The sequence below is a fragment of the Rhodomicrobium udaipurense JA643 genome (assembly GCF_000636015.1).
In the GTDB taxonomy this organism is placed as follows: domain Bacteria; phylum Pseudomonadota; class Alphaproteobacteria; order Rhizobiales; family Rhodomicrobiaceae; genus Rhodomicrobium; species Rhodomicrobium udaipurense.
Genome location: NZ_JFZJ01000048.1, coordinates 1 through 24,265 on the forward strand (window position 1 = coordinate 1; position 24,265 = coordinate 24,265).

Consider the following 24,265-nt stretch of genomic DNA (forward strand, 5'->3'; position numbering starts at 1 on the left):
TAGCTTGGCGGTAGGGCTAAGCGAACCCGTATTGATGCCAACATTACCATTAGACCATAGGTATAGCATGCTTCCCGCAGTAGTTCCCAATACAAGGTTTCCACCTGTTGCTGTGGCTTGAATATAGTTGTGCCAGCCACGGCCCATGTTGATTGTTGGCATACCTCCATCGAGATTAAGCGCTCCTGATACGCCTACATTCCCCGAAAAATACCCCGTGGTCGCCGAAAGCTGGTTTGTGGTGACAGAAATCCCGGTGGTGACGAGGCGCCCGGAGGAATCCAAATAGTTCGCCACGCTGCCGTTGGTGGTGAAGCTGATGGTGGAGGTGGCGCTGTTAACTGTGACGGCGGTGGTGCCGCTGGTGATGCGGTCTCCGCTGGCGGCAAGGCCCGTCAGCCCGCTGCCGTCTCCCACGAAACGGGTAGCGTTTACTGTGCCGGAGACTTCGAGGGCTGTGGTGGGGGTCGCTGTGCCGATGCCGACGTTGCCGGAGGCTGTAATCCGCATTATCTCATAATTGTTTGCAATGAAGAGATGTTCCAGTGCGCGGTAACGAAGTGTCATCCAAGTACTGTCAACGCGATTTACGGATATAATATCATTAATATTTGGTAACGTCCTTGGGGAGAACTCAATCCCTTCCTGTCCCCCATTAGAAACAACAAAAGCGTTTTGTGGCGACGATGTTCCTACCCCTACCCTTGGTAAATACACCCCACTTGTTCCCACATATAAGGTGGGGAGAGTGACTGGTTGGGCGCTGGTGGAGACGATGAAGCTGCCCGAAACCTGCAACGTCGCGGTTGGCGAAGACGTACCTACCCCCAGCAGCCCGCCGCTGGTGAGATACGGCCCGTAAGCCGGGCAGCCGATGTCGGCTTGCTTTGTGGAGGTGTAGCCCCCGACGCAGACCCGGTTGGAGACGTCGCCAAGCGTTGAAGAGATGAATGCGATCTTGTCGAAAGACAGCGCCAGCACAGGCACGGCAAAACCGGCAAGCCCGAAAACGACAAGCACCACACGGATCGCTGACGCGCCTAAGCAGTGGCAGCGCCATCGCTTTGGGTTCCCGGAGGACGAAGGCGATCGCAGCAGGCGCATCCACAAATCAGGAATAGTGCAACGGCTGTGCCGGACGGTACGTTTTGCCTGCATGGTGGAGCTCGTAAATAAAAACATGTGTCCATTTATACGTTTGTCGCATAGGGACACAAGTATCGCCGTAATGAAGTTGCCGTATCTTGTGGCAATAACGCGTGTTGCAAATATCCTAACTTCCGTAAAATGGTCTAAGCTTATTCTCAACGTGGTTTTTAATCACGAACAACAATTCTTGACCGTCATCCAGTACTTCCGCAGGGTGCGCCCCCATGCTTATCGGATATGCCCGCGTCAGTACGCACACGCAGAACCTTGACCGCCAGATGGCGGCGCTGGGGGAGGCGGGTTGCGAAAGGATCTTCAAGGAAAAGGCATCCGGGCGGGATACGCGCAACAGGCCGAAGCTCGAACAGGCCTTGCGGCTGCTGAAGTCGGGGGATGTTCTGGTGCTGGCGGAATGGGACAGGGCAACACGCTCGATGAGCGACGGGCTTGCCATCATCAACCGCATCGCCCGCAAGGGAGCGACCATCCGGGTGCTCGACCGCGCCTATCTTGACCTGACAAGCCCGGTCGGCAAGGGGCTGCTGGCGTTCCTGTCGGCATTGGCCGAGGACGAGCGGCAACGGATTGTGGCGCGGGCCGCGCAGGGCCGGACAGCTGCCCGCAGACGAGGCGTCCGGTTCGGTGCGCCCCTGAAACTCAGCGCCGAGGCCCGCGCGGAGATTCTGGAACGCCTTGCGCGGAAGGAAACCTACCGCGCCATCGCCAGCCACTATGGTGTCCATGCCAGCACGATCGCACGGCTGCGCGGCAGGAAGTGACCCCCTCAGATATCCATCTCAAACTGCCCACGCTTGCCCTCACGGGCGGGAACGATGACAGGTGCGGGCTCGGGGCCGGGCTGAGGCTGCATCTTCCGCACGGAATCCTCCAGCAGCTTCTGCGCTTCCGGCTCGGCGAGCCAGCGGAGCTGGCCGCCGAGGATGGTGGAGGCGATGGCCCAGCCGCCGCGCCCCTTGAGGCGCAGCGTATCGCCCCAGATGATGGTGGAATCCACATTGCGCCAGAGCATGTTGAGCGCCGCCATCTTGGCGCAGGTGCGGTCGAGGTCCACTCCGAAGAAATACCCCTTGGGCCGAAGCGGGATGCAAGCCATGAGCATCCGCCCGCTACCGCAGGCGGGGTCGGCGATGGAGGCCCGTTCGGGTGTTGTGTCATCGATGAGCATGGACGCCATCATCCGGCAGAGCGGCATGGGCGAGAAATATTGCGACATGGCGCGCTCATTGCCGCCTTCGGCCTCGTAGATCTCGCCGAGATTGTCGCGAAGTTCGCCGGTCTCGTTGTCCTTGTGCATCTCCAGCTGGATGGCGCCGAGCGCGTGGGCGAAGTGGTCGGCGGGATGCTCCTTGCCCGCTTCGCGCGGGCCGTAGCGGCGGATCACCTCCATGTACCGGTCTTCCTCGCGGGCATAGGCCGCGAGGGCCAGTTCAAGCCAGTCGTCGAACACCCGGAAGAACCGCTCACCCGCGATCTTGCGGAGTTCCTGCGTGGCGGGATGGGGCGCGGCCATGCGCCAGTCTGGCATCCGCGCCTCTGCCGGTGAATCCCTCCGGATGCGCCGTTGCCGCGTCGGGCGGCAGCGTCATGGGGAAAATGCTGTGTCAGATGAAGGGCAACCCGCCCGAACCCACCAAAAACCTGCCCCGGCCGAGGCAGGCGAGGCGGAGGCCGTCACGGGCCGCCCCGCTGGGCGCGGGGTGTAGGCGGCCCGTGACGGACGGCTCCGAAAACCTGCCCTTTGCCGGGAAGGCTACTGAAAACTAAACTGTAAGAGCTTTACGCCTAATATCGGCACTTTTCGCATGCCGGACCACTTGCACACTCAAGACGTTTTGTGGTCGGTCGTTCTGTTCGAGTAAGGAGTTGCTTGGCTTGGGAATTGAACAAATCCATTAGCCTGCCTTGAACCTGCGCGCCGAGTTGATCGAGGGTGTCGTTCACAACGCCCGCACATGAACTGCGCGACGGTTTAGAGGACTGCTGCCGTCGCCTCAAACGATTGATCTCAAATTGAAGTGTTCGTATGGCTTCGTCCTGGACTTCAATGACAGCTTCGACTGGCGTGGGTCCGGTTGCCTCCGCACCTCTTACCCAAAACGTATATATAACGATAGATTGAAATATCGTGGCGACGAAAAGTGTATTAGTAAGAACCCGGATTCTTCGATGTTTTTCGACTTCTATCTGCAATTTTTCTTTGATCGCGGGGAGGGGATCGGTCAGGTTTTCTTTGGTTTCGGGCTGGGTTGCGTCGCCACCCTGATTTGGTATCCGAATATCAAAAGTCCAAGCTTGAGCTCCTCCTTGACGAGCCTCTTCGAGAACACGCTGCCAAAACTCAGGTGTTTCTGGACTTTGATTTCCTCGATCGTTTAATGATTTTGTCTCATTGCTTTTTATATGATCGCCCATTTCAGGGATTATTTTGATCAGCGCGTTGGAAGTTTCTCCAGCCATTATCGATGTCTTTCAAGAGAATAGACCGACATGAATGGCCCTCGCTTTTGGTTCGGGTCGTTTATATGGAAGGAAAATTAAAAATGAATTGTTTAATTTTATGTAGTCGCTGCCGCGTAGCGGCCTAAGCATCGCGCCGCTCATCTCGCTCCGCAGCCGCAAGACGGGCGTCCATCTCGCCCTGCACATCCTTGGCCCGGAACAGCAGCGTCTTGACCTTCGCGGTCACGGCGACATCGTTGCCGTTCTCGGCAACGATGAGCGCGTCTTCGATGAAGACCCGCGCGCGGGAAAGCAGCGCGCAAACGCTCTTGAGCTCCTGCACACACAGGGACATGGTCAGCCGCCAACAGATTGTGCTAGTGTCACTTTCATGGATTATTATCATATGACAATGGCACATTCAAGTGACTAAAGTCTCTGTCACACCCACCCAGTTCCGCATGGCGCGGGCCGCGCTGCTCCTGACCGTGCGCGAGCTCGCCGAGATCGCAGGCGTCCACCGGAACACCATCATCCGCATCGAGGCAGGCGAAGCGTCGCACGGGCCGACCGTGGCGGCCGTCCAGCGCGCGCTGGAGGAGGCCGGGATCATGTTCCTGATGCCGGGTGACACGCACGGGCCGGGCGTCGCCCTGAAGCCAGGCGTTGCCGAGCCGCGCCGCGTTCCCGGTGCGACATCCGCATCAGAGGGCAGCGACGGCGGCATGAAGGCGCTGGACCCAGAGCTTGCGGCGTTTTGGGAGGCCCGTCCCGCCGGATGGGCGGAACTGTCGGAAGAAGGGCGGCGGGTAATCTCCGAAGCCGCGTTTGGCGACGGAACCCTTTTGTAAGAAATAATTCTGTCGTTTACTTCAGAAGCGACGACTGTCAGCCGTAAAACCCCATACAGATTATGGTAGTTTTTGCCGGGGAGGCGGCTATGTTCGGCCGATGGCCGCCCCATTACCTTCAGGCATCCGCGTCATTCGCCTGCAAAACGATACTCCGCGTCATGTGCGGGAGGGAGCGCGGGCCTTTTGCCTGCGAATGATCAATGAGGTCTACGGGTATAGCTATCGCCCCGACTGGCATGGGGATCTGGATACCCTTCCGGAGCAAGATTCTCCCTATTTTCCTGAACAGCGCGGAGCCTTCTTCGTTCTGCTGAACGCAGAGGACGACATCATTGGCACGGCAGGCTTGCGTGCCCTCAGCTCCCGCCCGGATATCGTCGCATTGACGAAGGGGCGTTTCCCCAACCCGGACAGCGCGGCATCCCACTGGCGGATGTATGTGGATAGCCGCTACCGCCGTATGGGGGTGGGCCGGGTTCTGATTGACCTTCGGCGTGAGGCGGGCACCGAAATGGGCTATGACAGCATCTACAACGACTTACTACAGTTACCATTTTAATATGCGCGTTACGTGCGATGGTAAAAGACGATGATCAACAGCTCAGAAAATTATACAATAAATTAACAAAATTGCTCGTCAATGACGATGACGATGGCCTGGACTTCTACAAGCTTCTTCCCACGCAGCCGGATCGGCCAGCATTCCAAGCTCTTATAGCTGGGTCTTCGCTCCCTCCTGGGCGCTTTTCAGAGGCATTCGTCTTTTTTTGTGAGAAATTAAGGGGCACTGATTCTGACGGCGAGCCCATTGATTTTATCCGGATGGATGATGCTATAAGGAATCGACTCACCGTTGTAGCGATTCATTTGGGGGAATTCGATGATCCATACTTAATTTTTGAAAGCCTTAACGCGAAGGGCGCGCCACTAACACAAGCTGATCTTATTCGCAACTATATCCTACTTCGATTGCGTGCCGATGATCAACAAAAGGCATATGAGTCGGCGTGGTTACCCATGCAGAATGCATTGGGTGATCACCTAACAGAATTTATGCGACAATATTTGATGCAGTCAGGCGAGGAAGTCGCCAAATCGTCAATCTATGCCGTATTAAAAAAGCGATTACTGAATATTCCAGACAAGGAGGTCATGAAGGAGCTTCATGAAATTCATTCTGCCTCTTCACTTTATGCGATAATTGTTGGATTATCTTCGGCGACTGAAGCCAAAATTGCAGAGCGGTTAAAACGTCTTCTTCGTTGGGAGATAGCGACAGCTTCGCCCTTTGTTTTAAAACTCTTGATCTGCCATTCAAAGTCGAAGGTAACCACAGAGAATATCGTTTCCTGCCTTAAGATTATTGAATCATTCGCCGTGCGTCGCGCCGTTTGTGCCGTGCCAACAAATCAGCTCAAGAAAATATTCCTCTCTGTTGCTAAGGATATGCCTGAAGAAGGTGATATTGCAAGTTGGCTATGTGAAAAGCTTGCTGCCGGTGCAAGCGGCCGCAGGTGGCCAAAGGACGAAGAATTTCACGAATCTTTATATCGCTACCGTGCTTATGCAGGGCCAATAGATCGCTGTAGATTTCTTCTGGAATCGCTTGAGGTCTCCTATCCTAACAAAGAGCGTGCATCCTTTGAACTTGCTACTATAGAACACATAATGCCGCAGACCTTGACAGAGGCCTGGCGAGCAGCATTAGGTCAGAACGCCGAAGAGGTTCATGAGCGCTTGATTGATAACATAGGGAATTTGACCATAACTGCATATAATAGCGAGCTATCTAATCTTAAATTCGCAGACAAGAAAAAATTACTAGAAGAGAGCCATTTCTGTTTAAATCGATGGATCTGTGAGAAGAGTCAGTGGGGTGAGGTAGAAATTCGGGAGCGTGTCGCCGAGATATTCGGGAGGGCTGTAAAAATTTGGCCTTATGCTAATTTCTAAGATAAGTGACCATCACTGACGGAGTGCGAATGGCCACGCGTTTCCTCAAAAGACGACTTGTGAGTGTTGCTGGTGACCAAGCCGAGGGAGAGCTAAAGGGTCACATATTCAGCATCGGGCAGGGTGTGACGGAGCAGGGTGGACTTCCCAACCTAGCGTGCGCCGGTCACAAGAATGATCGAGTATTTACTTCCATAGTTTAGAAGGGATGAATCAAGTGATCGTTGGATAAAAAATATCGGATACTTTCATTTGCGAAGTAAAAGTACCCGGCATTTCGGGGCTGATCTAGATAGGGTAACGAGTTTCTATTGGGGTATGACTTTGGCATCCTCATGCAAATCTAAAGTTGGATGTTGGAATTGCATGGCGGATGTGGTTCACACGCTAGCTCAACCTAATAAGCTCCACATCATCCAGAGTAGCCCGGTCATTGCGCCGGTCATAGAGCTGGGTGGTGCGGGTAGACGAGTGGTTGGCCATCGCCCGCGCACGTTCGAGGACGCCGCCGTTTTCGAGGTAGCTGGTGATACCGGTGGCGCGGAAGGTGTGGTTCACCACGGCCGTTTTAAGCCCTGCGGCTTGGGCGCGGCGCCGTACCATCGCCCAGGCTTCCACCCGATGCAGGGGCCGGTTGGTGAGTTCACGGGAACGCGACAGGGAAGGAAACAGCGGCCGCGCCGACTGACCGTCCAGCCCGGTTTTTTCAAGGTAGTCGCGGAGGTATTCCTCAAGGGTGTGATGGCAGGGCATTTCATGCCGCTTGCCGCCCTTTTCGTGCAGGCGAACCCAGAGGCGATTCCGCTCATGGAAAAGATCCCCCACCGTCATGTGAGTAACCGCGCCGATGCGCGCGAAGGTGTAGGTCATGAGCGCAATGAGCGCGCGGTCGCGGAGCCCGGCCGTGGTGGTGACATCGATGGCGTTCAGGAGCTGCGCGGCTTGGGCGCCGGTGAGAACCGGCGTCTTGCCGCGTGTGGCGCTGTATTTGGGGCCACGGACGCTGATGGCCGGGTTGGTGGGGATGACGCCGCCGGTGGCGAGGTAGTCAAGAAAGCCCTTCACGGCGGCGAGCCGCTGCTTGATGGTGGCGGTTTCCAGGTCGGAGGCCTTCATCTCCTGAACCCATTGCGAGACGACCACCGGCGTCACCTGCGAAAAGTGCTCCAAGCCCCGCTTGCGGATCCACAGGAAGAAGACCTTGACGGCCCGCTGGTATGCGGCTCGCGTGTTTGGGTTCTCGATGTGGGCGAAGAAGAATTCCTCGGCACGGGCGAGGGCGGGACCGCCCTCATGTTCCAAAACGGGAAAAGCGCCGGGAGGGATAATCTCGTAGCTCATCCCTTCCTGTCAGCCTCGATCCGTGACTTGGAGCGCGCCATGACCTCGTCATGGGGCACAAATGGCCCTCCAGCATCAGCCTTGGCAATAGCCCTGTTTGCCTCGCGGTTGAACCAAGCCTCATAAGACTCTCGTTCTTCCAACCTGTCCAGGACGTTCCGACCCAGATAACTGACCCCAACGACAGTCACCATGTCACTGGAAACGACGAAAAAAACGCACACGGTTCTGAGGCCGGGAACCCCGCTGCTACGAAAGCCGGGTCGAAATTCTTCGTGACGGGTACCGATCTCTGCAAGTTCGCTCAGGCTGACGATGAATCCCAGGATGCGGTTTTTGAGCGCGTCGGCCCTTTCCTTTCCATCACGCCTGCGAACAAGACGCCACGCCTCCCGAATATCCTGTTGCGCCTCGGGGGTAAGCTGGAAACGACGGGATTTCACGCTGGCATACCAGCTTCATCCTGTTCAATCTGTTCCTCCAGCCCCCGGACGAACGCCTCAAGACTGAGTAGCCGTTCCGGGTGAGCCTCAGCTTCGTCACAACGCCGGGCGATTTCCTCCCACCAGGCTTTGCGCTGGCGCTCCAGTTCGAGCAGATTGTCCACGGCGGAATCGAATGCAGAGCTCAGGGACGGATAAACACCGCTTTCAACCAAAGCCCGCAAGGCGGCGCCCTTGTCGTTATTCAGGCTGACGCTGAAGCGTGTAGTATTGGACATTAAAGGCGCTTTCCTTGTGCGCCAATATTAAGACGTAATCCGCTCTTATGCAATCGTAATAACTTTTATTAATACAACCAAAGACCAGCTCTCCTACTTTCTGCGTCTATATTACATAACGTCCTTTATGTTATACTGAGAAATCGGAGAGAGCAACGGCCCCAGTCTTGTCACTCCTCGGGCGTCAGTGATGGCACTCCGTACTGGCTTCGTCAGGCCTGACGCAGAGCTATTGACGCTTGCTCGCAGACAACTTCCGCCTTGCGTCGATGACGACTATGTCAGACGCGTGTTCCCCAGCTTCCAATCGCTCCGCTCGAATAGCCCGAATCAGAGCAAGCTTGTCTCCAAGATCGCCAAAATCGACGATTACGAATATGCCATGAAAAGTTCGGGCGGCTTCCTTGTAAAACTCCAGCTGCTTTTCATAACCATGTCGGACAGCGCCTTGGGACCTTTTCATCTCAACTAGCACCCGAGCCTGGTAGCCCTTACTGAACTTAAAATCGATTGGCCCACCGCCCATATTCGCTTCGGGCGAGATGTCGATATCGTTGGCAATACAAAAGCAATCGGCCATAGCATAATAAATTAGCTGAGCGGCCCGCTCTCGCTTGGGGACGCCATCGACCCACAGTTCTTCCCAAAGATTTCCTTTTTCTACATGATGCTTGAACATAGAAATAGTGTCGTGCACCATTGCGACAATTGACTCTATTCCGCTTGAGAAATCGTACTTTTTCTCGGTTCTGAAACCACTCTTATCGCTACTCAGGAGTGCCTTAAGGCGATAGTAGCCGAGGGTGTCTTTATTGAAATCATAGTGCCCTGCAAAGTCCTTGACCGACTGGAGGAATAAATCAAACATCTCAGCTGACTCCATTGCCGCCGAGCGCAGGGCTGCTTTACGGTCAGAGACAGTCGGTTTGATAATCCCACCTAGGAATGCATTTACGCGGTCCCGTATCCGCTTATTTGCGGAGGCCGCCGCTTCGATGTCCGACCAGTCATTCGCAACCGGAAGCTCTCGCACAATGTCGCGCGGCACAAGTACAATGGTTTTTTCAACGCCGTTCGAGTTAAGGAAGTGCGGCAGTGCGTGTTCCTGCCCTCCATCTTGCTTCTTGGTGGGAATGCCATGCTGGGTACAAAAAGCTTCGGTGATCTTGGCGAGTTGACCCGCGATTACCCTTGTCGTGAAATCGCTAATCGTATCAGGCCCTACTCGCTCTTCAAAGAATCCCATAAGAGAAATCATTTCCGGATCGTTTGATCCCAGCTCGATGATCTCCTTTGCTGTACGCATAATTGCATCTCGAACCTCATCAGGACGTGAACTTCCTGACCTGCCGCTGCCGCCGTAGCCCAGACCATTTTCGGGGGGTTCACGAAGATCAAGCAGGCGTTGCGCAGCACGCCATGCAGCGTCACCTTCTGCTTTCGAAATAACAAGAAGCCTCACAAAATTGTTGAAGTGATCCCGAAAAGCTTGCTGGGCCTCAGTTTTGATGATTGGATTTCCGGACTTTTCCAGAAGCACTGGATCGATAAAAAGCTGCGTATCCACATCCAGGAAGGGATCAATAAGCCCAACTTTAGCAAGCATTTCCGAACTTAATCCGAAATGCGCAGAAAATAAGATCGGATCCTTCACCTTGGACATATGTTACTTCTCTCAAAGAATTACATTTTCGTCCAGACGCTTCATAAAACTGTGCCGCATGCTCGGAGCAAGCTTCCGATGCCATCACCAGCATGGTAGATTTCGCGCGGGATTGAACCCTAGTGTTCAAGGCAGCTTTCTCAGCGCTGAGGGACGATCAAGCGGATGCCAGTGCGGCTTCTCCTGGCGTGAGAACGCGCTTTGGCATCCTTGAGGCTTTTCTACTGCCTGTAAGGGATTTGACAACGGCCTGCATCACGGGCGGACAAACCCCATTCCCCAACAGCTTTACGCGCTCTCGGCGTGAGCCCAAGTTGGTGCGATATCCTGAATCGAACCCCATGGCGCGCCGCAACTCGGGGACCTGAAGCATCCGTAGCATCGGAGTCCCGTTCCTCCATGTGACCAAACCGAATCGATCCAATGTGGTGAGTGTTCTCAACGGACGATCCAGCGGCTGCCAACCGCCACTGCCATCGGTGCCATAGTACACGATCAGGAATGGTACTCCCTCTCCTAGAGCAGCTATGGCTCTGTGGGCACGTGCAAGCGTGTCGGGCGCGCGACGGCTCGTATACAACGGCCCGGATTTCCAGGGACCGTCGAAGTCTATGATGTCTCTCGCCGTTGGGCCCGTGCGCATGTTGGGGAAAGCGCCAAGTACAGGTTGCGGCATCACCTCCCGATCGCACAACAGGAAAAGGCGCCGCCGAGTCTGCGGCACCCCGAAAGCAGCTGAATCAAGCACCTGCGGCAGAACATTATAGCCTAGCTCTTCAAGGTCGGTAATGAGCGGATCATAGCCGTGCCAATTCCTCATGCTCACGACATTTTCGAGAACTATCCATCGAGGATTGAGCTCCCGCGCAAAATTGATAACGTAAAGTGCTGTCCTTTTGCTGTTCTCATCCCGAGGTCGATTGCCCTTGGCACAGGTGTGGTTGGTACACTCCGGTGACGCTAGTATAAGGTCTATTTTGCCTATGTCCCCAAGCATCGATACTTCGGAGTCTTGATCAAGAACTTTTTCTATCACCCGCGCCTTGGGGAAGTTGTCCCTGTAGGTCAAAGTTGCGAGCTGCCATGCATCGACTCCGCAGACGATCTCGGCGCCCGCGTTCATGGCCCCCCAGCTGCTTCCGCCGCCACCGCAAAATAAGTCAAGTGTTCTCAGCCTCATGGTACTTGTTTACCAGGTTCCTGCCGATTGCGCCAGGTTGTTGCCGCCATCTCATGGTCCGAAGCTGATTGCTGCATGAGCGCCTGTTTCACTCGCGACACACAGATGGATGGATCTCGATCCACCTGATGTTCCCAGATTCGAATCACCCTCCAACCCATCTGGCGTAAACGTCGATGGTTGCGCGTGTCCCGGCGCCGGTTTCCCTCGATCTTCGCTTCCCACTTTTCGGAAAGCTTGTCTCTCCACTGAGGAAAACGCCAGCCGTGACAGAAGTCCCCGTCCACGAACACGGCTACCCGTTCAGGCCGGAAAACGAAGTCAGGTCGCCCTGGCAGGTCGCGAGCGTGGCACTCCCAGGCGCCGAGTGCCTCTGCCTCAAAGGCTCGAGCTATTGCCCGCTCAGGAGCGGTGTCTCGGCCCTTGATGCACGCCATTACGGCACTTCGCTTCTCGGGAGACATAATATCGCCTTTGTGGCGTCGGGATATGCCGTCAATCATCACCTAACACTTCTATTCTTGGAGAGAGATGAGCCATGAAAGCATGTTCTGTCGAGAGTTTATACCCTTTTCCTTAAGTATTCTTATAATATCCCCACCCGATATTATTATAATCGGATGGCCGTCTTCCTTGATCTCCTTGTATGCCTGCGAGTGAACCCACGAAGTTGTCACAAGAATACCGAATTGGCGGTGCCGAAGGCGCGATATCAGTCTCGAAATGTCTTTAACGCCAACTGAATTGGACGAGTCGTAACATTTCGCTTCCATCGCGAAATCAACGAGTACGGATGACATTCCTCGACCAACCATGTACTTGCCCAAGGCATCCCGTCCACCATCTCTGGAGGGACGCGTAAGGTCGATAGACGTAACTTGATCGCCAAGAAACAACCGCACAATATTGGCTGCGCAAGCCTCGAACCCGTGCGGTGACTCCCGAAAACGGCCCAGAAGAATCTCCAGGAGTGCGGTGTCTGATTCGTGGTCGGGCATCTGCTCTCTTCGGTTGCGTATTTCCAGCGACCGAGCTGCTTTCAGAGGACGATAAAGCCCCGATTCCACCCACTCAAGCCACAGTTCCGGGGCGTCCTTTCGCCAATCACCGTTGGCCCGTAGCACGCTCAACCATCGCCGGGACAGTCCCGCAACATCCAGCACCGTGAGCTTCGCCTGATAATTCTGGAATCGTTTCCCGGAAGAGATCTTCCACACGGCAACCAAGTCCTCCAGCGCTGTAAGGCTAATGGTGCCAGGGACAGCCAGTCCCTTGAAAGTCATATCCCTGTACTTCCCATTGCTGGCAAATATCAAAATAGGGGGGACTCTGCTTCGCTGATGCGTGTGCAGTGCTTCAAACATGTTTCTCAAAAGGAGATTGCCGTACCGGGGGGTGTCGTGGAGTTCTCGTCCGGGCTGCTTGTTATCGCCATAATAGGTCAAGACCCCTGTTTCCGGATCTAGATTGTCAGGCCACTCGGGATCCATCATGCTGGTTGTAATCACCACCAGTCTTGGGGACTCCCGCGATCCCAGTATCCGAAATCCTCCCTGGTTGCTGACTCCCAGCAGGCTGGGAAGCGGATCGTCCCCTGCGTTGCCGTTGCGCCCACCTTCATATACCGCATCGATGTGTAGGTCTGCAGTGTCAAGCCGATCGTGCGGAAACACATTCATGCTGTTGTTCTCATCGCATTTCCGGCAAATCCGCGAGCGGAGCGGACATTGCACTCTTGAGGACGGCGTCCCAGCATTCCGCTTTCTTCGCCCATTCTGACACCATTCTCCCTTCTGCCGTTCGATGAAGGGCTTGGTTGATCTCTCTCGCCCAGATCTGGATCTGCTCCTGCAATCTTGGAGAGATGGCCTGCTGTTGCCAGATGCGCTCAAGATCGAGCCTTTCGCCGGTGCGCATGGAGAGAATGGACACCGTATAGGCAGCCACATTCGCCTGGAATGCCGGGAACATCGGTCTCACGAGCTTCTGGGTCGACTTGAAGATGATAGCCTTCGCGATCATCCTTTTGTAGGCTGCCACATCGGGAAGAGGCTTGCCTCCCTCACCGGCTCCGTCCATGAGACCGTCCATGAAGCGCTCGAAGTTCTTCTGAGCCCCAAGACTGACCAACTGAGGCTTGCAATCCCATGCTGTCAGAAATTTCGCCAAATCGGTCTTGGTGATCTTGCGTGAGGTGGGAATACCTTCCTTCAGCTTTTTGAGTTTGGCTGGTGTTGTGCCCTCGCGCGCCAGCATTGTGTTGTAGCTTCCCGCCGCACGCTCGTAGAACCATCGGCTGACGCCGTCCGGGCAATAGGTAGCCAGAGACAGCTGTTCAGTCTTGATGTGGAACGGCCTGTTCGCCGAAAGATCCGACAACTTAACGGAGTTCTGGCTATTAGCGTACTTGGATATATCAGAGATCAAGCCCTCCTCCTTGACGGTGTCACCGGAGTGGAGAACAATTATTTTTGCCGGGATACGAACGCGACAGAGATCGGTCTCGGGGGTCCTCTTCTTTGTGAAGTAGATGGAGGCCGTTGTCTGGCCGCCATTGACGATCTGCATGCCCTTCAACCACAAAATGCCAGGCGCACCGTCAGGGGTGCGACCAAGATGCATTTCGTCGGCAACCAGCACGATACCATTGTTGTAGGCCATGAACCGCTCGGGGCTCTCCCTCAGTGTATCGCGGATGCCCCGGTTCACCTTGCCGGTAGCGCTGAGAAATGAGCGGACGTTGGCCTCAAGCAAGCGAGAACCATACTTTTCGTATATGAAACGCAGCGCCTCTCCCGGAATCACCGTCAGAGCATAATCGTAGTCTGCCATCTCTCCGGGTATATACACACATGGCAGCGCGCCTCCGGATACCTCCTGGAAGTTCACCATGAGTTCGTCCCGCGGCTTGCCGGCCGACCAATGCCGCCAGAGACGCTCAATATCCATGACCTCAAGCTTGATGGTCTTGCCCTGTATCTCCCGCGCCTTAAAGTTCTTGGCCTTGGCTTGTCTGTCCGTAAGAACGTAAATGCGGATTTGATCCAGGGAGGGGTAGCTCTCGTGTATAGTGAGCGCGAGCCTATAGGCGTCATTCGATTGATCCATCGTAGAGGCAAGGCGACCCTCGGCGCATTTCGACAGAAAGCGAAGACATTGCTCGGCAGCAGTCTTGGTCTCTGTGTCGGAGATCGGTGTAATCGTTTCAGCGCCTTCGTAAAGGCTAACGAATAGATCAAGTTGATCTGCCTCCTCTGATACCGCATACCCACTCAGGCGAAGCTTTGCATTACCTACAGTCGCCGAGTAGTGACAGGCTTCCGGTTCAAAGGTCATGCCTACTTCCGACATGTGCTCCATGACAACCTCGGTAAAGATCGTCTCCTCGTAGGGAAACGAACTTCCGGGCGAGGTGAGACGGTCGGAGATCGCTTCCTTAACCTCTGCCCGTGTCTGCACGAGGAATTCCTCAAGCTCCATTCAAATAGCCTCCATTAATTCAAGCGCACCCGCCAACCCGATGTCCCTTGTCTCAGCAAGATCGAGATCGATCTCGTAGCGGGCTCTTCTGATGGCCGGATGAACTTTGCTGCGCGTCAGATGCGGAAATGTGTCGGTGACCGGCAGTACAACAAGCGACAGCTTCAGGAAACTACGCGAATATCGGCCTGTACACGTCGGAAGCAGTCCTGCCTGCATCAGCCGCACATCAAAGGTCTCCAGCATTGCAGGGGTTTCCCGCAGCCTTTGCTTGATATCATCCGCAAGTACGGGAAGCGTTTTCCCTGAGGGGTGGAGTGAAAGCCGAACTGCAGCCAGGAAGAGAGGCTGCCGCAATGTATCGTCAAGTTGTTCCAGAGAGGAGACTGTTGCAGGAAATCCCGCCCCGGAAAGGGTTGCCTTGACCTCCATTCCTCCGCTGCCCAGTACAAAATCCTGCAGCCCCTCCAGCGGCCCGAGCCAAGCATCAAGAGCGTCTTTTACCGGGACACCTGCGTCGATCATCTCTGAAAGAACAATCAGTTCCCCAAACAATCCGAGCTCAGCCTCCTCGGAAAGAATACCTTCCCTGTGCCTGTCCATGAAGTCCTGCCAAGTTCGGATGCGAGCAAGGAAACGCTGAAGAATGGCAGCGTCCTCGACAGCCTCGCATCCGTCGATCAGTCGTACCAAGTCTTCTGCCATCATAGCGAAGAGCTCGGGACTGCCCCCGGCCCTGCGCGCCAGCGCGAGCCAGGTCCGATTTCCGCCGATAGGATCATCGCGGAGCCGGATGACCTCAAAGCCGTGACCTTGAGGAAGCTGGGATTCAGGTATGGCCTTGACATGACGGAAGCCAACCAGGATTGCCTCCGCGTCTCCGGGAGAGCGCCTCCCGGCCAACACCGTGCAGGATGAGCTAATGCTCAACCGGATGGTGTTCCATCCTTCACCGCCACCCGCGCCGGCAAGGGCGCGCCACGCGGCGTGGAGACCGTCAATATTACTCGGCGCCGCCATATTCTTGTTCCCATAACGTATTGTTGGCCTTGTATCTGACAGTGGTTCCAGAATGACTGGCAGGAAAGCTGATTGCAAAGCCTATGACGGCTGGAGATGATGCCAGAAGGCCGGCATCCTCCCCCGCGCTTTGGGGGTCTATCGCATAAATGAAAAGGACGCCTCGATCAGGGCGGGCTGAAACGCCGTTGGCTCCAAAACCCCGGATTCGCCTAATGGCAGGCCCATTGGGCAGGTCCGGTTCTTCCTTCGAAGCATTTCTCGCAGGATCAGCGCGGAACACGCGGCGCGTCTCCGCGAGAGCAGCCATCCAGGCCCTATCGTCCAGGTCGATGGCCTCGTCTCTCGGCGACATGAGCCGGCCGATGGAGTAGCGGTCCTGGTATTTCCCATGCGCCGTGCGCTGAAGCATCTCGACAGAGATACCTTCATCAAGCCTGAGCGGTTTACGTGAGCTCCCACCCCCAATGAGGGCGACGGTCCAACTCGTCAGCTCATTCTCGGTAACCATTGAACTTATGAATTGAGAAAGAAGAAGACTGTCGACCTTTTTCGCCTTGGGATGGCATTGATAGCAGTTGAGAAAATCAACTATCTCTTGGTAAGGCACGGATTCCCACAGGTACCCTTCCCATTCTGAGAGGACCCCGTTCCGATATTGTTGCGGTTTTCGCGGCTTTCCCAGATTGCCAAGAGCCGAGATGAACCTCTTGGTGGCAGCCAAATTCTTCTCAAGAACCTCCGGTTCACGGTGAAAGGTTACCGTTTCAAGAAGATGGCCGCTGAATGAGAGATCCAAGTCCTTGGCTGTTCTCATCTTCAGCCGTGAAGTCACCATCAGCACGGGGTGAGACTGCACCTTGAGGCCATATTCCCGCGGAGTCGCCCCGCTATCTGCCATGAAATCGAATTCTTCGCGAAGCTCTTCCGACGCGTCCGCAATATGCTCAAACCACTCCACGAGATCACTGGTTGTGTAGAGTCGACAAAGATCCATATATCTCGGCCGATACCCGAACCATCTCCCCATCTGCATGAGGGTGTCATACATCTTGGATGCGCGGAGGAAATAGCTGACAGTCAAGCCTTCCAGGGTGAGACCGCGTGACAGCTTGTCTCCCCCGATAGCAATCACCTTCAAGCCGTTTTCCCGGTTGTCTGCATAGTCAAGTGCATCCCTTGCGGTCCCATTTATGGTTCGGACCTGGATGTCGGCGATCACATTGGGAAGTAGTGCCTCGACCTGTTCCCAGGCAATGTCCTCGAAAGGTTCGATTTCTGGGAAGCTAACGGCCATCTGCTTCGTTGCCTGCAGGAAGTCCTTTTCCCAAAGCTGGCGAAGGGCCGAGACGATGGGTTGATGGTCAATTCGACGTAGAAGTCTCTGTTTCAGATGCCGCATCCTATCCTGCACCTGGGAATGGATAGCCTTCTGTACAGAAGTGAAACGTGTTACGTGGATAAGCATGGAGCAGTGCTTTCGCCCTTGCCCACGGAGCTCTCGCACAACACAAGCCAGAATGAATGCATCGATTGCTTCGTTCAGCGAGGGAGGGAGCTCTTCCTTGCCATTGTACAGCGGATGAAAGCCATTCTTGTGATTTGGAGGTAGCCACCCCCCAAATCCATCGGACGTGCAATGGTCCGAGACCAGCCGGAAAAGCGGCAGTGCTTTATTCCGACCGTTATCTCCCAGGGTGCCGAATACCTTGGCGGGACCGACATAGTTCGAGGGGGCTGCAAGGCTGACGATAAAGGCAGCTGGAAACAGGTCGGGACCCTCCTCGCGAGTCTCAGCCTTCTCATGAATGAAGATGTTTGCAAACGGTGTTGCAGTGTAGCCAACGTATGCCGAGCGGGAAAAACTGTGAAGAATGCGCCGGATGAGTCGGTTGATGGTCGTCGGCTGATGCTCCTCGTCCGGCTTTCCATTCTCGTCCAGTATTATCTCATTGGTATCAACGCTCGCATTGTCTGCTTCGTCATCGATAAGGAGCAACGGGAGGTTGGTTACGATACGTCGGCCCGTCTCGCGGTCCTGTGTGTTAGCCACATGATTGCGGATCCAACCTAGAAGGCGTTCGAGTACCGTCTTGTTCTTCTTGACAACGAAAAGCCACGGACGTTGCTCAGGCGTGATCGCTAGGTTTCTGGCCACTCTAGTGCTGAAATCACCCTTCTCCGTACGGTTCGTTGCGCAGTTCGGGCGTATTTCCGGGTCTGTATTGAACTCGTAGACTCCTACAGGCTGGAGAGTCTCGCCATCAAGCGCGCTGGTCTCGTAGCCGAGGAAAGCCTCCTCCAGTCGCATCTGCGTCTGCGAACGCAAGTTGTTGTGCATGCCGGCCAAAACGATCACCACCTTGTAGCCTGCATCTGCAGCCTTGCATATCAAGCCGCTGTAGTGGCTGGTCTTGCCCGATTGTACATGGCCTACAACCAGACCGCGGCGATCCCAGTGGCCATCGCGCGTCGGGTCTTCAAGCAAGGACAGAACCCTGTCTGTGGATTGATCCAGCGCCTCGACAGCATTGATGGAAAGATCACGCTCCAGCCACTCGCGATACCGCTGCCAGTAGCGCCAGTCCTGCTTTCGCGCCGCGATCAGCCAATCAATATGGCCTTCTTTGTTCTGGAGTGTTGTGTCTTGCCCTATCCAAAGGCTGAAGCGGCGGATCAGTTCATCAACCAGCTCTTGCCGGTCCAAGCCATCAGCCCACTTAGGGTTCATAGCAAGGACAAGATCAATTTTCTCTTCTATCAGGGCCGGAGTAATAGCGGCCTTGTCATCCTCGTCCAGAAGCAGCTCCTGGACGAATTTGATAACCTTGAGGTTGGTTCTCTCAGTTGCAGATATCATCCTGTTCTCCTGGACTTACATTGTTTGGAAGTGCTGCCACGAGATCAGGGTAGCTGTGGAAGGGCTCTGTCAGGAGTAGCTGCTCGCGCGCCAGCGCGGGCGATATGCCCTTTCGCAGGACAAGGTTTTTGTACATGACCATGAGAACTGATCGCACCTCCGCGGGGGGTTCTCCGGAAAAGCCAGTACGAGGTGTTTCCCGTCCCTCTGTCGTATCGAGCCATATCCTCTGAACGGGCACGGTCTCCTCTATGACTCGCAGCATCGCCCGGATTCGCGCCGACAGGCCACCCGCCTCCTCCAAGACAGCACGCACAGCGGGATGATCGTGATCGATTTTGTAGCGGAGGCCGCAGCTTGAGTGTTCAGCTTTCCATGCCTGCATCACCGGACGGCTGCGGTCAACCGAAACAGGTTGGCCCCGGTGTGCGAAGACCTTGCGGGCGCGAGCTCGTGTCTCCTCTGCCAGTCTCGTCAGCTTGGAGCGCAACCCGACGGGGGGACTTGCGGTCGATTTCCTGATATCGATTTTCCAGTCCGCATCCGCGGAGTTAGGGATGTCCAGCCTGATGCGTGCCAGCCGGTGTGCCTCTTCCTTTGTCCATGATCGCCCCTGGCCGAGGCCAAGCCAGCTGCCGGCCAAAAGCAGGCGTCGATTGCGATAGACATAAAAGCCCTGCTGGGCAGTCCACCCATGAGGCCCGGCTTTCTCCTGTTCCTGTTGCGATGTGAGGTGATCCCTGTGGGGCAACACGTAGCACTGCACTTCAACTGACCCTGCCGGGCACCGAATCTTTTCGGTAGGAGACGCCCATGTTGCCGGGTGGTCCTTCAGGAAGGGGTCCCACGCTGGAACTGCGGAGCCGTTTATGGAGAGCCGAAGTGGAGGTTGGGCGCCGTCAAGATAGCGATGAAAGACCATCGACAGGTGCCGCTCGACCTCGTCCATGAGATCAAGGAAGTTCTGCTGGGAGAAACCTCTGGTGACAATCCTGTCCAGCTTCTCCCAAAGCACCAGCGTTCCAGCCCCGGCTGTCAGTAAAGGCTGAAGAAGGTGTTCCGAGCCAGGCGCAGGACCTTCCAGGAGATGCCAGCCGCTGTCCGTGCTCGCGGCAAGGATGTCGAGGTCCCATCGAAGGCAATTCAGCTTCCCATCCCTGATACTGGCTACCGTGAGGCTTCGGCACTGCGAGAACGAGGCTGTCTTCAGCCCAAGGCCGAATCGACCGAGATCGTTTGCTGCTCTGTGGTCAAGCGGGCTCCGTTCTCCGAGCCGCATGGCAGCATCCAGTTCCGCCGCATCCAGGCCGTCGCCGTCATCGAGTATCACGATGCGGCTGTCGTCGCCTGCCCACGCAAACTGGAGAAAGACCGACTTGGCCCTCGCGGAAATGCTGTTATCAATGATGTCTGCAAGCGCTGTTGCGGTCGAATAGCCAAGTCCTCTCAACGCCTCAATCATTGCCGATGCACGAGGCGGTGCTGAACGTGAACCTGGAGGGGCCAAACCTGGACTGATCGTTCTCATCGCATCAGACCTCGCAGTCGTTTTATTCGGCTTGGATGCGACAGCTTTCTCAATGCCCTGGCTTCAATCTGGCGGATACGCTCTCGCGTGAGGTTATTCGCCTGCCCGATCTCCTCGAGAGTTTGTTCTTCACAACCGAAACCAAACCGCTGCCTTATGATCCGCTCCTCTCTGGGGTCGAGGCATTCCAGCAATTCCCTGATTATCTCCTGGGCGTCAGAGATGAGCAGGCCTTGCTCGGGCGAAGGCGTTTCTTGGTCAATGATGCTTCCGATCTCTGCCGCTGCCTCTGAATCATTGGGGAAAGGCTCTTCCGGAAGGTGCAGAAGGCGTTTCACCAGAAGAGGCGACATTTCCAACGGACCAGCAATCTGATCCGCCTCAGGCTCGTACCCCATCTCATTATGGAAGCGCAAGCGCGCCCGCTCGACCTTACGGAGGCTGTCAAACACATGAACTGGAAGACGAATCATTCTAGAGGTGTCGGCGTTGGCTCGCAGGATGCCCTGCCTGATCCACCAGACGGCGTAGCTGGAGAACTTTACGCCACGTTTGAAGTCGAAGCGCTCCGCGGCGCGCATAAGGCCGATGTTGCCCTCCTGTATCCTGTCCATGAGAGGCAGGCCGCCGTACCGCTTGGCGACCCAGATCACGAGCTTCAGGTTCGTTTCCACCAGCCGCCTTCTTGCCATCCGCGCCTTGTCGAGGCCCCGCGTTACTAATCCGATCAAGCTCTGGGCTGTTGGATCCTGCTCCGCGAGGGCTTCCAATTTCTTCAAGTAGGTATCGGACAGTCTGGCCAGAAACAGATGTTCTGCAATCTCTCCCGCCAGTTGATCAGTAGGGCCATAAGTTCTGCTGCAGCGATCCAGGATGCACGAGACATGACGCGCGATATCCGGAGGCAGAACGGTATCGTCAGGTCCGGCGTCGCCCTTCCCGTCTACTGTATCTTCATTGTCAGCAACGACAGAAGTCGGCTCCTCGCCTGCAGGTCCTCTATCGGCAAAACTCAGGTCAAAAATCGTCTGTGCGGGCGTTGCACCGCGGTTTGCTGCCTCCAGGTCGGCAATGATTCGAGCTCTTAGCATTGGGCTGCTTGCAAGAGCGGTGAGGGCTTCCTTAACACCCGCTTCGATCGCTACTCCCAGCTCCTGTTCGTCGGTCCTGGTGAGCAGTTCGGGTGGGATTTCCCTGGCGTATAGCGCCAGAGGATCGGCATCGTCAGATAGGAGACGGCCCAGAAAAGCTAGAGCCTCAGTAGCTGCGTTCTCAAGGTTCTCGTCAGCGTAACCGCCGATAACATCGCCGGAGGAGAATGGATCATCCTCGACGAAGACACCAATATCTTCGAGAACCATGTTGATATTGTTTTCGAAGCGCTCGACCTCGTTTCGGCCGCCTTCTTCGAAGATTTCAAAGATCACCTCACCGATGCGATCCGGCCGGACTCGTCCATCACGCAAAGCCTCCACAAAGAGAGCTCTGAGTGACTGATCCTGCTTCGCATTCAGCGGGATATACTTGCGGACAAGATCATCGAGCTCAGGAAGCTCTATTTCAACCTCTTCCCAACTTTCATCGTGGTCAATAACCGAGTGGCTGGAAATTGCAGACTGGAGAAGGCTCGCCTCGCTTGCGCATGAGGGATCGTTGTCCGGGATCCGTTCATCGCTCTCCGCCTGCCATTCCGAGAGGTCGTAGGGCAAGTCTGGCGCTTTGGCGTCCAGCGAGCCTTGCCCGGCAGGTGAAGGAGCGGCTGAAAGCAAGGCTTGAGCCTCAGATTGGACAAAACTGGAGGAGAACTCGAGGCTGAGCGTCTTAGAGCTGGGTGGCGGTTGCAGTTCCTCGTGAATTTCCCCCCTCACTACCTGGTCCTGGCTCGATGGGAGAGCGCTGGTGACATTCCTTTTCAGGAAATCAGCCAATTCCCTTTGACCGCGTGAGATCGCCGTCGCAATGGCGTCATTGCCGTCGTTGTCCTTGAGAGTCGGGTCCGCACCCGCATCAAGAAGAAGCCTGCAAATCTCCAGCCGCCCCTTTGAGGCCGCCAGTATCAGAGGCGACCGTCCCTTTTCATCAGCGGCGTCAACATCATTGGGGCCACGCAAATGAAGCAAAACCGACTCCCGCGCCCCCGCCAGCACAGCCATCCTGAACGCCGGGCTCAGGGAACTCCGCACGGGTGTACGGCATTTCATGCATTGCACCGCTCCCAGGCGGACTCACTGGTTCGTTCTCGAGGGGAGGCCTCAACTCGCACTGTCCCAGAGGCTCCTCGTTCGGCAAACGCTCCCGGAGCAAGTGGAGCACGGACGAAAGCAACCGGGCAGCAGACCTTCGCCACATAACTTTCGCGCGCCTCCCAGATAGCCATAGCCCGACAGTATCTCCTCCGTTCAATGCGAATAAAATAATTATGCTATTTCTGGCAGAGGTTAAGATTCCCGGCAAGGGCCTGCCACCGATTATCCCGTCGGCTTTCCCATTCCTTAGCCCGCAATCAACGACGCTTCCCCCCAACGGCGAGCCGCGCGCGAGCGAGCCCGTGGCCCTTTCCCGCCGGACCTGCCCGGCTTTCCCCAGCGCCTAAGCCCTTCGGCGGCGCCCCGCAAGGGGCAGGCCCTCCGCTGACGCGGCCCTGACGGGTGCGGGTCTCCGCGCGCGCGGGCTTTCCGGGGCGCGGAGCCGGGCAATCAGGCCCGGCGAAGGAAAGGACACCTTCCATGACCCGCGCCGCACCCTCCCTCGACGTCTACCAGGCCGTCACCGACCGCATCGTCGCTGCCCTTGAATCCGCCGGGGAAGCCTCCCTGCCGTGGCACCGTCCCGGCCTCGACAGCCTCCTGCCGAAGAACGCATCCACCGGCAACGGCTACCGGGGCATCAACATCGTCTCCCTGTGGGCCGAAGCTCAGCTTGCCGGGTACACCCGGAACCTCTGGGCCAGCTACCGGCAGTGGCAGGAGCTCGGAGCCCAGGTGAAGAAGGGCGCCAAAAGCTCCATCGTCATCTTCTACAAGGAGTTCGAGGTCGAGCCCGAAACCGCCAATCCCGATGACGACGGCAAGCGCCGGGTCGCAAAGGCGAGCCGCGTGTTCAACGCGAGCCAGGTCGAGGGGTTCGAACTGCCGCCTATGCCGGAAGACCTCGGACCGATCGCGCGCAATGCCCGTGCGGATGAGGTGGTTGCCGCCACCGGCGCCGACATCCGCCACGGCGGGGAAGCGGCCTATTACCGTCCGTCCGCCGATTACATCCAGATGCCCGAGGAAGGGCTGTTCATGGATACCGCCCATCGGTGCCGGTCGGAGGCTTACTATTCGGTGCTGTTCCATGAGCTCGGGCACTGGAGCGGTGCCGAACGCCGCCTCAATCGCAAGCTCGGCAACAAGTTCGGGTCGCCCGATTACGCCCTGGAGGAGCTGATCGCCGAGCTGACGAGCGCCTTCCTCTGCGCCGAGCTCCGGTTCTCCCCGCAGCCGCGTCCTGATCATGCGCAGTACATCGCGAACTGGCTCAAGGCCCTGAAATCCGACAAGCGCGCCGTGTTTACCGCGTCCGCGCGGGCCGCCGAAGCCGCCGCTTTCCTCGTGAAGCCCTCCTCGTGAGGGCTTTTCATTGCTCCCCGCACCACTTCTGCCGAAGATCTGTGCACGAATCACCAAAATAAGAGCCCCGAGAGGAAGTTGCATACTATAGTTCGGGGATGAGCTTCAGCGACTATATTGTTTACGCCGACGAGAGCGGCGATCACAGCCTGACGTCTATTAACCCGCAGAACCCTGTCTTCGTCCTGGCGTTTTGCATATTTGAGAAGACCGCCTATCGCAAGCAAGTCGTCCCGGCCGTTCAGAAACTGAAGTTCGACTTCTGGGGCCATGACTGCGTGATTCTTCACAGCCACGAAATTCGCAAGGCACATGGCGACTTTAACATCCTGCTCAATGCCGAAACTCGCATAGCTTTCGTTGAATGCATCAATCAGCTCATGGCGCCTTTGCCGTTCACTGTGATTTCAGCGGTCATAGATAAGCAGCGGCATGTGCAACGGTA

General features: G+C 56.2%; 21 protein-coding genes and 1 pseudogene. 6 read left to right on the plus strand and 16 right to left on the minus strand.

Going from position 1 to position 24,265, the window contains the following annotated elements; genetic code table 11:
• Positions 1-1,158 (minus strand): annotated as a pseudogene (locus T281_RS18740) (hypothetical protein); the annotation flags it as partial.
• A gap of 215 nt (positions 1,159-1,373) precedes the next feature.
• Between T281_RS18740 and T281_RS08890 the strand changes: the two are divergent.
• Complete coding sequence (locus T281_RS08890) at positions 1,374-1,928, plus strand: recombinase family protein (protein WP_037237392.1); 555 nt, start codon at positions 1,374-1,376, stop codon at positions 1,926-1,928.
• Between the two features lie 5 nt (positions 1,929-1,933).
• On the opposite strand, the gene T281_RS08895 is transcribed toward T281_RS08890, so the two are convergent.
• The 3 genes from T281_RS08895 to T281_RS08905 all read right to left on the minus strand — a co-directional run bounded on the left by T281_RS08895 (position 1,934) and on the right by T281_RS08905 (position 3,964).
• Entirely contained in the window at positions 1,934-2,695 is a 762-nt protein-coding gene (locus T281_RS08895; protein ID WP_081796692.1) for an N-6 DNA methylase, read from the minus strand.
• Between the two features lie 257 nt (positions 2,696-2,952).
• A complete protein-coding gene (locus tag T281_RS18745; protein ID WP_155955178.1) occupies positions 2,953-3,627 on the minus strand; it encodes a hypothetical protein in 675 nt (224 codons plus the stop codon).
• A 124-nt stretch (positions 3,628-3,751) separates the two neighbouring features.
• Positions 3,752-3,964, minus strand: coding sequence for a histidine kinase (locus T281_RS08905; protein WP_081796693.1), 213 nt, complete (start codon positions 3,962-3,964; stop codon positions 3,752-3,754).
• Between the two features lie 70 nt (positions 3,965-4,034).
• Here T281_RS08905 and T281_RS18240 point away from each other — a divergent pair, with 70 nt between their 5' ends.
• The 3 genes from T281_RS18240 (at position 4,035) to T281_RS08920 (ending at position 6,416) form a co-directional block, all read left to right on the plus strand.
• Positions 4,035-4,460 (plus strand): helix-turn-helix domain-containing protein, encoded by a 426-nt coding sequence (locus T281_RS18240; RefSeq protein ID WP_245269193.1) that lies wholly within the window; start codon positions 4,035-4,037, stop codon positions 4,458-4,460.
• Between the two features lie 100 nt (positions 4,461-4,560).
• Positions 4,561-5,022 (plus strand): GNAT family N-acetyltransferase, encoded by a 462-nt coding sequence (locus T281_RS17665; protein ID WP_081796695.1) that lies wholly within the window; start codon positions 4,561-4,563, stop codon positions 5,020-5,022.
• A 17-nt stretch (positions 5,023-5,039) separates the two neighbouring features.
• The gene (locus T281_RS08920; RefSeq protein WP_037237403.1) at positions 5,040-6,416 is read left to right on the plus strand and encodes an HNH endonuclease family protein; all 1,377 of its coding nucleotides are present in this window, start codon (positions 5,040-5,042) and stop codon (positions 6,414-6,416) included.
• A gap of 387 nt (positions 6,417-6,803) precedes the next feature.
• Here T281_RS08920 and T281_RS08925 read toward each other — a convergent pair whose 3' ends face one another.
• The 12 genes from T281_RS08925 to T281_RS17670 all read right to left on the minus strand — a co-directional run bounded on the left by T281_RS08925 (position 6,804) and on the right by T281_RS17670 (position 22,362).
• Positions 6,804-7,757 carry a tyrosine-type recombinase/integrase gene (locus tag T281_RS08925; RefSeq protein ID WP_037237406.1) on the minus strand — a complete coding sequence of 318 codons (954 nt, stop codon included), beginning with the start codon at positions 7,755-7,757 and terminating at the stop codon, positions 6,804-6,806.
• Positions 7,754-8,200, minus strand: a complete 447-nt coding sequence (locus tag T281_RS08930) for a type II toxin-antitoxin system RelE/ParE family toxin (protein WP_037237421.1) — start codon at positions 8,198-8,200, stop codon at positions 7,754-7,756. Before T281_RS08930 ends, T281_RS08925 begins: the two co-directional genes overlap by 4 nt.
• Positions 8,197-8,478 carry a hypothetical protein gene (locus tag T281_RS08935; RefSeq protein WP_037237423.1) on the minus strand — a complete coding sequence of 94 codons (282 nt, stop codon included), beginning with the start codon at positions 8,476-8,478 and terminating at the stop codon, positions 8,197-8,199. Before T281_RS08935 ends, T281_RS08930 begins: the two co-directional genes overlap by 4 nt.
• 229 nt (positions 8,479-8,707) lie before the next feature.
• Entirely contained in the window at positions 8,708-10,141 is a 1,434-nt protein-coding gene (locus tag T281_RS08940; protein WP_037237426.1) for a hypothetical protein, read from the minus strand.
• Between the two features lie 157 nt (positions 10,142-10,298).
• Entirely contained in the window at positions 10,299-11,321 is a 1,023-nt protein-coding gene (locus T281_RS08945; protein WP_052037293.1) for a DNA cytosine methyltransferase, read from the minus strand.
• Entirely contained in the window at positions 11,318-11,824 is a 507-nt protein-coding gene (locus T281_RS19880) for a very short patch repair endonuclease (protein WP_081796697.1), read from the minus strand. Before T281_RS19880 ends, T281_RS08945 begins: the two co-directional genes overlap by 4 nt.
• A gap of 12 nt (positions 11,825-11,836) precedes the next feature.
• Entirely contained in the window at positions 11,837-13,000 is a 1,164-nt protein-coding gene (locus T281_RS08955; protein WP_037237432.1) for a restriction endonuclease, read from the minus strand.
• A 10-nt stretch (positions 13,001-13,010) separates the two neighbouring features.
• Positions 13,011-14,801 (minus strand): AIPR family protein, encoded by a 1,791-nt coding sequence (locus T281_RS08960; RefSeq protein ID WP_037237434.1) that lies wholly within the window; start codon positions 14,799-14,801, stop codon positions 13,011-13,013.
• The gene (locus T281_RS08965) at positions 14,802-15,821 is read right to left on the minus strand and encodes a PD-(D/E)XK motif protein (protein WP_037237437.1); all 1,020 of its coding nucleotides are present in this window, start codon (positions 15,819-15,821) and stop codon (positions 14,802-14,804) included.
• On the minus strand, positions 15,805-18,681 hold the full coding sequence (locus T281_RS08970; protein ID WP_037237440.1) for a Z1 domain-containing protein: 2,877 nt from the start codon (positions 18,679-18,681) through the stop codon (positions 15,805-15,807). The genes T281_RS08965 and T281_RS08970 overlap by 17 nt, the downstream gene beginning before the upstream one ends.
• A complete protein-coding gene (locus T281_RS08975; RefSeq protein WP_037237442.1) occupies positions 18,665-20,143 on the minus strand; it encodes an ATP-binding protein in 1,479 nt (492 codons plus the stop codon). Before T281_RS08975 ends, T281_RS08970 begins: the two co-directional genes overlap by 17 nt.
• Before the next feature lie 62 nt (positions 20,144-20,205).
• On the minus strand, positions 20,206-22,362 hold the full coding sequence (locus T281_RS17670) for a sigma-70 family RNA polymerase sigma factor (protein WP_052037294.1): 2,157 nt from the start codon (positions 22,360-22,362) through the stop codon (positions 20,206-20,208).
• Between the two features lie 573 nt (positions 22,363-22,935).
• Between T281_RS17670 and T281_RS08985 the strand changes: the two genes are divergently transcribed.
• A complete protein-coding gene (locus T281_RS08985) occupies positions 22,936-23,820 on the plus strand; it encodes an ArdC family protein (RefSeq protein ID WP_037237445.1) in 885 nt (294 codons plus the stop codon).
• 98 nt (positions 23,821-23,918) lie between these two features.
• Positions 23,919-24,265: DUF3800 domain-containing protein (locus T281_RS08990; RefSeq protein WP_037237447.1), on the plus strand; the 347-nt coding region annotated here is incomplete at its 3' end.